Below are 14,969 nucleotides of genomic sequence, written 5' to 3'. Positions count from 1 at the left end.
TCCTGGGACGAATTTGTTATTAGTTTAATCATCTTGATTTATCCAAGCTTTGCTACTTTTTTAATACTTGATAGTTTTAGCGACAAAGTCTCTCAATGCTTTAACCATTTCTGGATTATTAATCTCTTTGTTGCCACCATTATCATCTTTCACTACCACTTTTTTTGTCAATCCAGTAGATAATAATCTTTTATATTCAACTTGCAGTGCGGCAGCAAGTCCTGTTTGTTTTCTTTGTTGTGAACTAAGTAAGTCTTTATTATCAACTTCTAAAATTTCACCAACTTCATTTAGGCGTTTTAAACTAGGCTGCGCAATATTTGAATTCCATTTGCTTATTGTTGTATCATCAACATCTAAATATAATGCCAACGCAGCAACTTGTAAAGGAGAATTTTTAATGGCTTTTGCTATATCATTTATTTTATTCGGCATTATATATCAATAAAAAACTTGCATAATAGTCAAGTAATATTTATATTTGTTTAATAATTAGTTTAATAGCGACAAACAGAGTAAGGATTACATCTTGCTTTTTACGATGTCTCTCATGAAAGAAAACCGTCAAACTTTCCACATGAGCCGATCGTGAGTTCGCCGTATCTATTGAGTTTTGTTATCTTCGTGATATATTATTCAATAGGGCGCAACTCATGTCAGTCTTTTGTGGAACTTAAGCTTTGGCTTAAGTGGTTCTTGACGGTACCTCTTTCAAAAGCATTGAGTTTCGCCCTATTGGTTTCATACCAATCTGGTTTGCTTTCTGCCCTGTAGAGTTTACATCGTTTTACATAAAAATTAACTGTTTATGAAAACGAAAAAATTAAGCGCCGTCAAAATGATTCACCTCCTGGAAGTGATTCGTAATTATTCCCTACAACTATTATTAAAGAACGTTATCTGTTCTCCATCGTAATGCATGCCAGAATTCCAAGTAAAAATATGGCCCAAAAAAGCTAAGGCTGTGTGAAAGAAAGAGCGCACAAAGTCCCCGCGGGTTAATTTAGCTTGGTACCAGCCCTTTATTGCTGATTAGGCAAAGTGCAGTACAATGGTTTTTCGCAATCCCAAGGTAAGTATCTTTTTTCTAATAACAAATACGGTTTTCCGTATCCGCACATTAAAATGCGGAAGGGCTGGCTTTTGCCCAAATTTTCGAACACATCAAATAAATTCAATTGAAACTATGAGCTTTAGAAATTACTATCCTTTCGATAGGCTTTACGCTTTAAAGCCTAAGAATCCTGTATAATCTATTACGACCAAAGGCAGGTAACATGAATGGTTAAATAGAAATAGGTTCTTTAATGATGACCTGCCTTGGTTTTTCTATGCTAGTTTTCGGATAATGGAGAGCAATATCAAATAGCCAAATCTTTCCTGACGCCCCCATAACAAACTAACAATCATGACAAAAAATAGCGACTTCAATCGTAAGGGGATTGCTATGTCAAATCAACTTTAGAGATAACTGTGGTACTAATCCAAAATCTTATGAAACCGAAATTCAGATCAAAACAAATAAAAATATATTCAGTATGCACCGTAATCATTTTTCTGAATTGCAGCATGGCATTTAGCTCAAAAGCTCAATCTTCAGTAGATAGCATTCCTAGTCTAATGGTCGGGGACCAACTGCCAGAAGACTTCTGGAAAACAAAACATCAGATATATAACGGAGAAGACCTGACTAACAAGGATCTATCAGGATATAAAGGAAAATTATTAATTCTAGATTTCTGGGCAACCTGGTGCGGTAGCTGCGTAAGCAGTTTGCCTAAACTCTCCAAGTTGCAACAAAATTTCACCGGAAAGATGAAAGTAATTCTAGTCAACTGCTATAATACACGGGATAATGAAAAAAAGATTTCGGATTTCTATTTAAAAAGAAAGGATCTCTTATTAGCTCCACAATTACCAACCGTAATTAATGACCGTAGCTTACTTCAGATGTTCCCGCATCGGATTATACCACATTACGTCTGGATTGATGCCAACGGCACGGTTGCCGCCATCACCAACAGTCAATACATTAATGCATGCCAGATAAAACAACTGCTTTCTGTCCGATAACTAACCAACAGATTATGAAGTCAACCTCAACCCTATTAACTATTCTAACCTTCATTCTTGGAACACAGCTAGTTTTTGCACAGAAACCTTTTATGGCCCGGGTGCTTTCTTTCAAAGACAGTCTGCCCATTGCTAGTGCAAATATTAGCTTAAAAGGGCGACCAACGCAAACTCAAAGTAATGCGGAGGGAAGATTTTCATTTGTTTTAGAAAGTGGCAGGTATGAAATAAAGGTGAAACATATTGGGTATAAAGAACAAGTTGTACGCTTTAATATTCCAATTGATAAAGAACTAATTATTTTTCTGATTGAGGAAGATAACCAACTGGAAGATATAAATGTAAGCACAGGATACCAGAAAATCCCAAAAGAAAGAGCAGCGGGAGCATTCACACAACTTGACAACTCCTCGCTAAATGAACAGTCAGGCACAAATATACTGGCCCGTCTGGAAGGGATTACCAGTGGTGTAAATTTCGATACCAAGGCAAGTACAAACAGCCAACGAAAACTGAATTTTAATGTCAGGGGATTAAGCAGCATCAATGGCCCTCTTGATCCACTCATTGTACTGGACAATTTTCCATATGACGGTGACATCAACAATATTAACCCAAACGATGTAGAAAGCATTACCATTTTAAAAGATGCCGCAGCTTCTTCGATATGGGGCGCCCGGGCAGGTAACGGCGTGGTGGTCATTACAACCAAGAAGGGCAAACTGAACCAGAAAACATCGGTCGAATTCAGGTCGAGCCTTATCATCTCCGAGAAGAGCGATAATTTTAAGCTGCCTGAAATTTCTTCGTCAGATTTTATAGATGTGGAGCAGCTGATGTTTGCTAAAGGCGCCTTTAATAGCGTGATCAACAACCAGCCCTATGCGGCATTAACGCCGGCAATTGAAGTTTTACTTAAAAGAAGAAATCTGTCGATCAGTGCTGCCGATTCGGCCAGGCAGATCAATGCGCTAAAACAAACAGATATCAGAGATGATTATTCCCGTTATTTTCTCCGGAAACCCTATACCCAGCAACACTTTATTAATTTCTCAGGAGGTACGCAAAAGAATGCCTTCGGTCTTTCAGCAGCATATGATCAGGGGAGATCAGAGCTTGATGCCCCTTTTGATAAGGTAAATATTAAATTCACCAATAGTTACGTACCCTACAAAAACCTAAAAATCGATCTGGGCATATACTATACGAACAGTTCGAACGAAAGCGGCAGGCCCAAACTTAATACACTCAAGATCGGAGGAAAGAAAGTTCCGTACCTAGACCTTGCGGATGAAGACGGCAATCCGCTTGAAATTGCACTAAACTATAACAAAAGATACACATCAACCACTGGCAATGGGAAACTGCTGGACTGGAGCTATGTACCTTTGGAAGACTATAAACATGCAGTTACCCGATTCCGTTTGAACGACTTTCTGAGTAATATAGGCATCCGGCAGACCATTTTATCCTGGCTATCTATGGAAGCCCGATACCAGTATGAACGTCAGCAAAGCGGATCGAACAACATCCAGGAACTTGGAAGCTATGCTGCCAGGAATATGATCAATACCTTTACCCAGATCAGCCCGACAACAGGAATGATCTCTTATATTGTTCCAAAAGGAGGCATTCTTTACCAGAGCAGTTCTGTTCTAACCGCCCATAACCTACGTGCCCAGGTAAATGTGGATAAAAGTTTATTTTCAGGGGTGCTTACCGGTATTATAGGTGCAGAGATCAGAAACTCGGAGAGTGAAGGGCAGTCGGGTACATACTATGGGTATCAGGAAAATCCCTTACTGTTGGCGAATGTTGATCTCACACATGCCTATCCGAATTTCATTACAGGGGGCAATCAAAATATTCCGGGCGGTCAATCTTTTACCCGAATGGAAAATAATTTTGTCTCTGCCTTCACCAATCTCGCCTACACCTATCAGAACAGGTACACCCTATCGGCAAGCGCAAGAAGGGATGCGTCGAACCTTTTCGGGGTTAATGCCAATGATAAGTGGAAACCTTTATGGTCCATTGGCGGAGCATGGGATATTGCTAAGGAACCCTTCTACCATCAGGACTGGTTAACAACACTCAAATTGCGGATAACCTATGGATATCAGGGCAATGTGGATCTAACCCGGACAGCGGTGGCAATCCTGCGTTATTCGGACAACAGTCCGGCAAATCTGCCGCAGGCAAGCATCAACCAGTTGAACAACCCGGAACTTAAATGGGAAAAGACCGGACAGCTAAACATTGGCGTTGACTTTGCCACCTCATCAACCAGGATTTCCGGCAGCATAGACATTTACAGTAAACACGGTTCAGATCTTTATGGTCCGGTACCGTATGATTATACCGCATGGGGCCAAAGTGATTATATAACCCGAAATGTTGCTGACATGAAGGGCAGGGGAGTTGAAATAGATCTTCACAGCAGAAATATTGAAGGAAAATTCAGCTGGCAGAGCCACTTCATGTTCAATTATAATAAGGCTGTTACCTCGAACTATTTTGGACCTGCAGGCTACACGGCGAGCGTGGTCGGAAGCGGAAGTGCAATAACCCCGGCTGTTGGTTATCCATTGTACAGCATTGCGAGTTATAAATGGGCCGGCCTGGACGGCGCAGGAAACCCTCAGGGGATATTGAACGGTAAACCCAGCATAGACTACCGGGCCATCGCTTTGGACCGTACCAGAAACGGAATTGCCAGCGGAAGTATCATCTACCATGGCAGCAGTCTCCCGGATAAAACCGGATCACTGATCAATACCTTTAGCTATGAAGGCTTATCTTTGTCATTGAATATCGGATATAAATTTGGCTATTATTTCAGAAGGCCAGCCCTTTCTTATACCCAGCTATTCGGTCAGGGGACTGGTCATTCAGAATTCACAGACCGATGGCAGAAACCAGGTGATGAGCTATTGACAGACGTACCATCACTTGTCTATCCGGCCAACTCGAACAGGGACTCTTTTTATCTGCTTTCTGAAGCCACTGTTGAAAGGGGAGACCATATCAGGCTACAGTACATCAATCTCTCCTATAGTTTCTCACCTGTTTTTCTTGGGAACATTGGGATAAAAAAACTGAATATCTACAGTTACGCAAGTAATATGGGCATTCTCTGGCGCGAGAATAAAAAAGGCCTCGATCCGGAATATCCAGGGATTCTATCACTGCCAAAAACATACACCTTCGGACTAAACCTAAATTTCTAATATTAAGAATATGGCAAAAAATCATAGACTCAAAGAGATCATTCAATCGACATTTGTCGGGCTGTTGATCGTTATCTGTCTGATCATCAATCTTTCATGCAAAAAATTGTTGGATTCGAAACCAAGCTTCGACATTACTACGCCTTCTACGCCCCAGGACCTGCAGGCACTTCTGGATAATTCCCTTACAATGAATTCCCGCACGCCGGGATATGATGAAGCATCGGCAGATGATTATTTTCTTACACCGGAAAATTTTGCAATCCTGAACCTTAGGGCACAGGACGCCTATTTATGGAAACCCAATATCAACGAATTTGCAAATGACTGGTCCAAAGCCGCTGAAGTCATCTATAACAGTAACATTTGTCTGGAGGCGATAGAAGCGGTAGACAGGAACGGAGCAGATGTCTCTCAGCTAAACAACATCAAAGGATCGGCACTTTTCTTCCGGGCGATGTCCTGGCTAAAGTTGTTATGGACACATGCCCAGGCCTACAATCCCTATTCTTCCAATTCCAATATGGGTATTATTCTCAGGCAGGGCAGTGATTTTAATGTACCATCAACAAGGGCATCTGTTGAAGAATGTTACCGCAAACTCATTTCAGACCTTAACATCGCAGCGCAGCTTCTTCCTGACAACCCGCAGCATGTGCTCCGGCCATCAAAGGCAGCAGCTTACGCATTATTGGCCAGGGCTTATCTCTCGATGGGTGATTATACAAATGCTTTACTGAATGCAAGCAGATGCCTGAATATTAAGAGCAATCTTATCGATTACAACACCATTGATATATTAACAAATGCACCTTTCCAAAGCTATAATCCGGAGGTCATTTTTCACTCCGACATTTCAGCGTACTCCTATTTTAATATTTCTCCATTATATGCCTCAGTAGACAGCAATCTCTATCAGAGTTATGATCCGAATGATCTCCGGAAATCGATCTATTTTGCCAGATCCGGGAAATACCAGATGTTCAAGGGAACCTATTTAAGCCGGGCACTGGGATCAAATGCACTTTTTACCGGCATTGCTACGGACGAAGTGATATTGATAAAAGCAGAGTGCCTCGCAAGGGCTAATGAGACTGGAGAGGCAATGACTGCCCTAAATACACTGTTAAAAAAACGTTGGAAAAACACGGTTCCCTATACTCCACTAACAGCAGCAGATAAAGAAGAGGCGCTATCGATTATCCTAAAGGAAAGAAGAAAAGAATTATTGTTCAGAGGGCTCCGATGGATGGATATCAAGAGATTAAACCTAGACGGTGCCAATATCATTCTGAAGCGGAAATTGAATGGGGAGGAATATACCCTGCAGCCGAATACGGAGAAATTTGCATTGCCGCTGCCCAATGACATTGTAATTTTGAGTGGGGTTGCACAGAATCCCGGATGGTAAAAAAATAAATGCCGGACCTGATCATCTTCCGGCATTTATGTAAATATTTAGTTTTTGTTAAAACTGGCTTTCACCATATCGCCCAGTACCGGGTTTTGGTGACTTCCTGATGTAACTGGCACATCGGTAGTCAAAATCCTATCGGTACCGCTAAGCGTTGTATAACTCTCGTCAACAGCGATAAGACAACCATCATTTGTGCCACCGCATGCAGGATCTGTGGAAGGTACATTTTCCCAAAGCGTCCTGTCTGCTTCTTCGGACGGGCTTCCCGTAAACCTAAAATAATAATTGACGCGTTTTGCTTTTTCAATTTTCGACAGGTTTGCAGGTTTAAACGCAAAAGTCAAACCCATAATTGCTACAAGAGCAAAAGTAAACATGGCTCCCAGCCATGTTTTTTTATTGTTTTTCATGTTTCTTACCATGATATGCGACTTTTTATAAGATCAAAAAAGTATTCCAAAAACTTCTATTTTATGTTTAGTTAAGGTTGTCCTTAGGCGGACCTCGCCGGAAACCTTTTTCATTAAATAATGAATCTCGTTCCCATTTCCCGGATGAAGTTGTCAGCAGCATCCGGGATAACCGCGAAGAGACTGTGTTTGCGGTCGTGAACGAATCTGTGAAGAGCCCTCTTTTGGACATCAGGATACCATAAGTCCAATTTGCCATAATAGACGTACATCCTGATCATGGCAGCCATGCAGTAAATGACAAATCCGATAAACAGCATTACCATATAGGCAAGTGCGGCAATAAAGGATATGATCCTGCCCACGTCTGTTATCTTTGCTGTATCTAAAACTTTCATCCCTTTATACTGACTTTGTTTTCCTTTTGAAAAGCGGCGCAACCTTGGCGCTGGCCTGCCCTGTATTTTGCACTTTATCGTTGTACCCACGTTCCATGTATCAGATGCCCGGCATTTCTTTCCAGTACCGCGGGCTTTGTCCTGATCTACAGGCACAGCCACAGGGACCTGTAAATCTGTTCTGATATTTACCATCAGGAATTAATGGCAGCCAAGTCGGTACTCCCCATCAATTTTTTTATGATATAATTAAAGTTAGGTCCATCAGATTTAGGGAACCCCAGCACCATTCGGGAATTTATAGTGTCCTTTTTGAGTATTCCAAGGTGGAAAAAGAGAATAATTTACCGCCTTTCAGGAATGTAAGACAACGGGTAGAGAACTGATTTATTTTCGAAAAAATTTTTTCTTGATCTTGTAGAGGTATTTAGTCTCAATATTAAGTATAGAAGCGAGTACATCATGGATCAATTTATTCATCAGCCTAGGGTATTGTTCCCTAAAAAGCAGATATCTTTTTTCTGCATGCCCGATCTTTAACAACTGCTCCCGGTTTTTAACCGTATTGAGCTGTTCTTCATAGATCTCAATCAGCATGAACAATAAAGTAGGGTTTTGTTCTAGAATATGTTTTGCCCTGGGCAGACTCAGCAGGCACACCACGCTGTCCTTAAGGAAATAAATATATTCACTGCCGGAAACAGAACTAAAAAAACCGGTGGAGGAAAGAAAAAATCCATTTTCAATAGCCCAGGATATATGCCGCTTTCTATCCTCTAAAGAATACCCGCAGACCAGGCCACTTTCCATGAAGCAGATAAATGAGGAAGAATTATAAGGTGTGTCCAGAAACATGCCTTTCTCAAAGCTTTGGCGCACAAAAAGCTGCTCCAGCAATTTTACAAGTTGCTGGTCTGCATATTTCAGTTCCATAAGTCTTTGATTCAGACTGTCCATATTTTTTATAAGAGGAAATTAATTTTACTTTATTTTATCCTGTTTTATCCGAAACATAAATTATCCCTAACCCAGATACAAATATTTTACACAAGGAGTAGTTCTGGTTGGACGAGTAGGCTTTTGACCGTGACGAAAGCTCCCCAGCACATTTCCAAAGTTCGGAATGAAATTTTTATAAGATGCCGACATTTGTCGGCATCTTAGGCGATTTTTTACGCTAATTTTGCCGTTTTAAAATTTCTGTACAGAAAAATAAAATTCATCAGGATAAAAAACGAATGACCTACGCCAAATAAGCTTTTGCGTGGTGAAATGATGTTTCTGCATGGTAAAATAAAGTTTGACTGTCTTTTTGAGCCGTTGATTTCCCCATGTAGCGCATCATTAGCGATTAAATGATAGCGCGGTTTATAATCTCCGCTGGTACCAACGTGACGCTGAACCAGTAAGTTTCGGACAGATCTGCTCCCAACATCAAATACATTCCGATGTAAACTTTATACCGGTTGCAGGAAACCCGGAAAATGTATTGCTTAAGAAAAAACAATTACAGCAGGTCTTCATTTTGGGAGTAACAATCGACCAGACAGTTTTTTCGGTAGATGCAAAAAGCAAACGAATGGAAGGCCCAGGGGTGGGGTTTGCAGGCCGCAATTGTGCAGGGGGGGATAACTCAACTGATTCTTACTGATTTAGTTTCCAATAAGTTTTTTGCTTTATCCTATCACCGTTGCATACCCTGTCCCTGCTTCCTTGACTTTTTACGTCGTCGCTTTTCAGCTTCCTCAACAGTATCAGCCGCAATATCGGGAACATAAACAGGCGCTATCAATACCTCTAAAAAGTCTCCAACTGATTTACCTGTCACCTGCAACATATCTCCGACAGAAGAAAACAATCCTTTAGCTACATCACGAGCAAGATCATTGGCTACTGATCTACTCTGATAGCTTTTTGCAGCACCCTCCAGCAGAACATCCAGCTGCTCCCTTTGCTGCAAAGTGCCGTTCTTTAAAATATTGGCATAAGCCAGAGTATCTTTAAGGTTTCGCTCAAAGCCAAACTGTTCATCAAACAAAAGCTCCCCACATTGCTTAAAAGCCATCCGGTCAAACTGCCCCATTTTTTTAGAGTGCTCAGCATTTTTACCTTTCGAGCTGTTCATAGGGCTCAGCTTTATTTTATTGGTGATATCCCTGCGGCTGACGATTACCTGTATATGCAGCTGGTTTCCACTCTTTTTTTCTCCACGTTTGCGGCTACCATCTTTAACCGCTGCATCCTTATGGCTAAAATACCGGTTGTGCTCCACTTTGCCAAACCAGAGCAGATCCTTATTACTGGTTATCCCAGGCCGTCTGAAGTTCTTTGCATATTCATCCACTACTTTCTCTGTATATGCTTTCAGTACATCTTTCATATCAGGATCCCCAACCGACTTCCTTAAATGCTCCAGTTCCTTTTGGCTTGGGCTGATGTTGATCAGGAAAAACTTAGCCTCGTTCCTTCCTAGCTTTGCATTGTTTCCATCGATTGCCCTGCGCACTTCATATGCCTCCACATCTTGCCGGTTTCCATTGAACCATAGTTCTGGCTGCTTAAGATCCTCGGTCCGGTTCTCCTTTTCCAGGTAATTTACCAGTCCGCCACTGCTGCCCTTATTACTGGCTTCTTTGTTATCAGTTATATTGATGTACATGGCTATAAAAAGTCAATCTGGCTTTTGGTTATTCTGATCAGTTCCTCTTTCTCTTTGGCTGAAGTCATGATACTAAAAGCATCCCTGCTTTTGATGTAGGTGCCGAGTATGTAGTGAAACTGTTTTTTAAGGTGCTCCCTTGTCGATAACTTCACCAGGATGTTTTTGAGTATCTCATCAGTATTCGATAGTTTGCTGCTGTAATTCTTTCCGGCTGATAAAAGTTCACCTTGTCCATTGACCAGGGTACCGCTTCTTTTCTCCAGCTCTTTAAGAATGTTATTGATATCACGTTGGTTACCTGTCATCCGATCCACCTCTCTTTTGATCGGAATAAGCAGGTCGTTTTCCTGGGTCTTGATAAAACCGATGTAATCTTTATGCTGCCTGAGCAGTGTATTCTTTAATAGCTCATCATTTATATCCAGCGGATCTTTCTTACTCCGAAAAAAATAATCCACCATCTGCGCAAAAACCAGCCGGTTCGGACGGCCAAGCTTTTGCGCGATCTTATCCATTTTAAGCGCAGTCTGCGTATTATATTTTATAGTTCTTAAAGTTTCCATTTCAGCTCTTCGTTGTTCGTTAAGTAACTTGTTATGTATATCGCAATATATATTGCCCTATAGATATACATCTATTCATGCATATACATATCTGTATATCCCAAACCCTCACCAGGGTTCTTTTTTCTTCAATCCTACCGCCTCCAGCGGTCAAGAGAACCCCTGGAGGGTTCTCCAAACGGCCTTTACGCTAGCGTAAAGGCCAGATGGTGAGGCTCTGCCCAACCACCGCTTGCTCCTTTTTCTGGAAATGAAAAAGGACCTTTTGCATACTGCTTTAACCCCTCAAAGTTTTTTAGTGGGAGACCGATCCCAACAGATCTCCCATAAGAATATTAATAAGCTCTATTTTAAAATGCTCCTGCTATTATGTTACACTCACAAACCGTATCCACCCTTAAGATAAACCGCAACTTAACACAGTTTCGTTTTCCAGGTTCCAGGATATCCTGCTTCCGAGGAATGGATTATAGGATGGGCTATAAAAGATGTATCCAAAAACCTGAAGTTCACCAATACACTTGTGATAGGTTGAAGTTGAATAGATCTTGGATGAACGCATCAGCTTGCTCCGGCTGACCTGAAAAGGGTGAGTCAACCCAGAATTTTCCGAGGCAAAGATCAGCGCAGCCAAAAGGCTCACGTGAAACGCCGAAAGCCTTTGATCCGCCTGAATCCGGTCTTTGAGATATTCAAGGTTTTTATTTATGCTCCCCATGTGCCTCCCCCCGAAATAATCTTTTGACAACCGCATTTTCAGGCGTACCATTACCCAAGATCCGCCTGATATCCTCACGGCTAAAATATACAATACGGCCAATCTTGGTAAAGGGCAATTTGCCGCTCACCCGTAAGTGCAGTAGTGTACCGGCTGAAATTTTCATCAGTTTCCTGACCTCAGAACTTTTGAGGTACTCATCGGGCGCAGTCGTTTGGAGTGGAACAATTTTTTTGATCTCTTCGATCAGCTCGCTTTTTAGTTCAAGCAGATCACTTTTGGTTACCAGGTCTAAATTCATGTCTCTTAAAATTTAATGATCAATGCTCTCCAGCTAGCTATAACAAGAAGCTATCTATTTGGAGATTTCACATCAAAAGTGAGAACAGAAACATGTAATCAGATGCCCAATGGAGGTGTTTGGGCATAGCTGCGCTTTAAAATAGGCTAATGTCGATTAACAGGTTTAACCGGAACGATATCAAAAGCTCGATCCTTATCAGATATGAAAATATATTTAGAAGAGTCTTCAGAAGAAAAATAATTCTGGGCGGTTGCCAATGGTATTAACTTATCTCCATGTACAAAATTCTTGGCAATCATCTTATACCAGGGACTATGACCCTGAGTGCTCACCAGCCTTTTACCATTTGGAAGCATCAGTTTTTGCAACTGACGCATGAGATCCATAAATGACGCTAAATTCCCATTGTTGATTACTATTTTTTCACTCGCCTCATACTGCAGGATTTCATCGAGCTGAGCCTGTAAATCTGCCAGATTTCTTTTAAGCTGCGCAATTTCTGCATCCCTTTGATTCAGCATCTTTTCTGTCGAAGTGTTTACGTTCCATTCATCAATGGTATTTAAGAATCCTTGGAAGGCTTCTAATTTATCAAGATTGGCCGAGTGAATCTCATATACGGATCTGAATGGATCCTTAGCTGAATAAAAATTAATTCTTCTTTGAATGCTCCGGTTTACTTTACGGAAGAAGGCCTCACGACCATCTGGATTCCGTAGCAGATAATGATTAAGGTGAAAATCGTAAAACGCTTTGTATTCACCATCAGGCAGACTGTAAAGTTTCAGCGCAAAGAAATTATCCTCTAATTTTCTGTTATGGAATATTGGATTGCCGATCTCATATGGATGTGGAGAAAAGTCAAATCTCCCCCGAAATTTAAAAAAACGTTCTGTCATGATAAATTATGGAGTGGGGTTCGCTTTCAGTAACCAGAAAGGGAACTATTAACAATTGATAGCAATATACAACTATTCAGGTCTGTAGGCAACTTCCGGATATTGCCATTTCAGAATTTGTTTTTTATGAGTGCAACCTTTAGAAGGGGATAGACATATTATTGAAGATGACATTCAATGAAATCTATTTTTTCCTTTTACTATCCTTTCCCTGTTTATTTTCCGCACCAAATGTTAACTGTCACATTTTTGCCAAAATGCTTTTTTACTCATCGAGATGATCTTTAACGATATACCCCTTTGAATCGAGTTGTTTTTGAAAATCGTCACGCATAGGAAAAGTTTTTAGAACACTGTCCCACTCATCAATTAAGTTCTTGTCTTTTATCCCCTTCGTGGCTGCATAGTCTTTTATTATTTCAAGATATTTATATAATAATATATATATTTCTTTCCTATGATCAGTATCTTCTGACCTAATATAATTCTTTACCTCATTAAATTTTCTGATGATTGACAGCAATACAGAAATCGCTCCCTTATTATCTTTTTCAAACATTGAGATGGCATGAAGAGCAACAGCTTTTAGGCTATTAATTACAAACACATTGAGTTTATTTTGAAAAAACAACCACTCAAATGCCTTAAGTTCGTATTGCAACGGAACCTGACTTTTCACTTCTGATATTTCATGCGAAGTTGCAATGCCGAATGGATAATTGTCAAATGATATTTCTGAATCTAGTTGCTTTATAAAATTCTTAAATTCTGTTAGCGAGTGTGAGCCATTTTGCTGAAGTAAAAAAACTTTGGTATTACGAGTATTGTTAGAATCGATAATATTGAGATCAACTACATTGAATAAGCTTGATATCTCCTTATATATCAAAGTTTTCTTATAAGATAAAGCACTTTTGAATATTTGGCCTAACGAACTGTATGTGCTCATTATAAGATAAGACTGTTTATCAAGTGATATACCTTTTTCCTTAGGAAAGTCGTATTTAATTTTTGGAAGATATACCTTAATGATCAATTCTAGCCAAGATCTACAGGTATCGATTATACGCTGAGCCACTGTATCCTCATTGAATTGTACTGCTTTTACAAAAGTTTCTTTCATTGCTACAGAAAATGGTATACCATCATAAGTGTGGTTTTCGTGCTCATAAGGATTAAAATGCTCAAAATGCTCAATATAAATTGATTCTACCTCCAATAGCATCTTAATAATGATAATCGCAGCATTCTCATTTCTTTCCTTTATTGCAACCTGAAACAGTATTCTTCCTAAATCTATCTGTCGCTCATAGAAGTCTAAAGGAGATATACCTTCGGCTACTTTGTATTCGTTTAGGATGATATTAAAATGCTTGAGGCATCCATTTTTTATTGCTATGATACTTTGTCTATCGAAATCTTTTATTGCGGCAGTACCTATCTCTATAATTAAGTTAATCGGGTCTCTATCTTCTTGAGAGTTTTTCCCATTTTTACGGTTAAATACTTGGTTTAAAAACTCACTTTCAGTCCATTCCTTGTTAAAGTTCGATATTAGAAGGGATATATTATCTCTATTTTGTGAGGACCTTAACAAAAGAATAAGAACTGGGATTATCGATAACACCAGTAGTAGAGATACCACAACACTACAACAAAACAAGAAATCACCATATACGGTTCTGACCTCTGATTCCTTCAAAATCGCGCAAGTATAGAGCACTAGGACAATAGTGCAAACAAAAAAAGTAAAGATGAATTTTACATAGACATTGCTAAAAAACTGTATGAAAGTAAATCTCCCAAAATATTTATAAAAAACATTGAAGGAAAGTACGATGAATGAAAATACAATACCCACGAAGATGCTAATTGTACGAAGGATATTCTCGGCAAGATAAACTTCATTATCGCGCGACGGAAATCTTAATTCCCAAGGTCTTGGAGATAACAATAAATATCCAATTATTGTAATTCCAAGTAAGCTAAGAAATATCCGTGGCTCAATAATGACGAACTCTTTTAAACGTATTCTATATTTTAAATAATACCTTGCTCTGAAAATAGAAATTCTAAAAAACTTCCTTACTTTTCGAAACGGTGAGGTTATTGCCGAGAGTATCCGTCTACCTTTAACTGTGGGTTTTGAATCTTCAAAATTTGGTTGATCCATCTGTTTGAAAGCTGTTAATTTTTATTTGGAAAGTTACAATTATATTTTTCATAATAATTTTTACATCAACAGATCCAGCATCACCACGGCTGTCTCTAGGAACATGTTGCAGTAAATAAAGT

The 14,969-nt window shown here is 39.9% G+C and carries 12 protein-coding genes; 3 read left to right on the top strand and 9 right to left on the bottom strand.

Translation table 11 applies throughout. From position 1 onward, the window contains the following. Positions 1 to 60 precede the first annotated feature (60 nt). A complete protein-coding gene (locus tag BCL90_RS18205) occupies positions 61 to 435 on the bottom strand; it encodes a hypothetical protein (RefSeq protein ID WP_121285549.1) in 375 nt (124 codons plus the stop codon). Between the two features lie 1,059 nt (positions 436 to 1,494). Here BCL90_RS18205 and BCL90_RS18200 point away from each other — a divergent pair. The 3 genes from BCL90_RS18200 to BCL90_RS18190 are packed head-to-tail and all read left to right on the top strand — an operon-like array spanning position 1,495 to position 6,714. Then, positions 1,495 to 2,073, top strand: a complete 579-nt coding sequence (locus BCL90_RS18200) for a TlpA family protein disulfide reductase (protein WP_121285547.1) — start codon at positions 1,495 to 1,497, stop codon at positions 2,071 to 2,073. Positions 2,074 to 2,087: 14 nt separating this feature from the next. Then, the gene (locus tag BCL90_RS18195; protein WP_166792089.1) at positions 2,088 to 5,303 is read left to right on the top strand and encodes a SusC/RagA family TonB-linked outer membrane protein; all 3,216 of its coding nucleotides are present in this window, start codon (positions 2,088 to 2,090) and stop codon (positions 5,301 to 5,303) included. 10 nt (positions 5,304 to 5,313) lie between these two features. Further along, positions 5,314 to 6,714: a RagB/SusD family nutrient uptake outer membrane protein gene (locus BCL90_RS18190; protein ID WP_121285543.1), complete on the top strand. Its 1,401-nt coding sequence runs from the start codon at positions 5,314 to 5,316 to the stop codon at positions 6,712 to 6,714. 47 nt (positions 6,715 to 6,761) lie between these two features. On the opposite strand, the gene BCL90_RS18185 is transcribed toward BCL90_RS18190, so the two are convergent. The 8 genes from BCL90_RS18185 to BCL90_RS18145 form a co-directional block, all read right to left on the bottom strand. Beyond that, positions 6,762 to 7,130 carry a hypothetical protein gene (locus tag BCL90_RS18185; RefSeq protein ID WP_134380357.1) on the bottom strand — a complete coding sequence of 123 codons (369 nt, stop codon included), beginning with the start codon at positions 7,128 to 7,130 and terminating at the stop codon, positions 6,762 to 6,764. A 113-nt stretch (positions 7,131 to 7,243) separates the two neighbouring features. Continuing rightward, the gene (locus tag BCL90_RS18180) at positions 7,244 to 7,723 is read right to left on the bottom strand and encodes a hypothetical protein (RefSeq protein ID WP_121285539.1); all 480 of its coding nucleotides are present in this window, start codon (positions 7,721 to 7,723) and stop codon (positions 7,244 to 7,246) included. A gap of 192 nt (positions 7,724 to 7,915) precedes the next feature. Continuing rightward, a complete protein-coding gene (locus BCL90_RS18175) occupies positions 7,916 to 8,461 on the bottom strand; it encodes a Crp/Fnr family transcriptional regulator (protein ID WP_134380360.1) in 546 nt (181 codons plus the stop codon). A gap of 751 nt (positions 8,462 to 9,212) precedes the next feature. Further along, positions 9,213 to 10,187 carry a DUF5712 family protein gene (locus BCL90_RS18170; RefSeq protein WP_121285536.1) on the bottom strand — a complete coding sequence of 325 codons (975 nt, stop codon included), beginning with the start codon at positions 10,185 to 10,187 and terminating at the stop codon, positions 9,213 to 9,215. A gap of 2 nt (positions 10,188 to 10,189) precedes the next feature. Continuing rightward, positions 10,190 to 10,753 carry a BfmA/BtgA family mobilization protein gene (locus BCL90_RS18165; RefSeq protein ID WP_121285534.1) on the bottom strand — a complete coding sequence of 188 codons (564 nt, stop codon included), beginning with the start codon at positions 10,751 to 10,753 and terminating at the stop codon, positions 10,190 to 10,192. A gap of 701 nt (positions 10,754 to 11,454) precedes the next feature. Further along, positions 11,455 to 11,772 (bottom strand): helix-turn-helix domain-containing protein, encoded by a 318-nt coding sequence (locus BCL90_RS18155; RefSeq protein WP_121285530.1) that lies wholly within the window; start codon positions 11,770 to 11,772, stop codon positions 11,455 to 11,457. 146 nt (positions 11,773 to 11,918) lie between these two features. After that, positions 11,919 to 12,674 carry a hypothetical protein gene (locus BCL90_RS18150; RefSeq protein WP_121285528.1) on the bottom strand — a complete coding sequence of 252 codons (756 nt, stop codon included), beginning with the start codon at positions 12,672 to 12,674 and terminating at the stop codon, positions 11,919 to 11,921. Between the two features lie 265 nt (positions 12,675 to 12,939). Beyond that, on the bottom strand, positions 12,940 to 14,847 hold the full coding sequence (locus tag BCL90_RS18145; RefSeq protein WP_121285526.1) for a hypothetical protein: 1,908 nt from the start codon (positions 14,845 to 14,847) through the stop codon (positions 12,940 to 12,942). Positions 14,848 to 14,969: the final 122 nt, after the last annotated feature.

Origin of the sequence: Pedobacter alluvionis (genome assembly GCF_003664035.1) — a bacterium.
GTDB classification, from domain to species: Bacteria; Bacteroidota; Bacteroidia; order Sphingobacteriales; family Sphingobacteriaceae; genus Pedobacter; species Pedobacter alluvionis.
The sequence above is the reverse complement of the archived record's forward strand: the minus strand, read 5'-3'. Positions and strand labels throughout refer to the sequence as shown.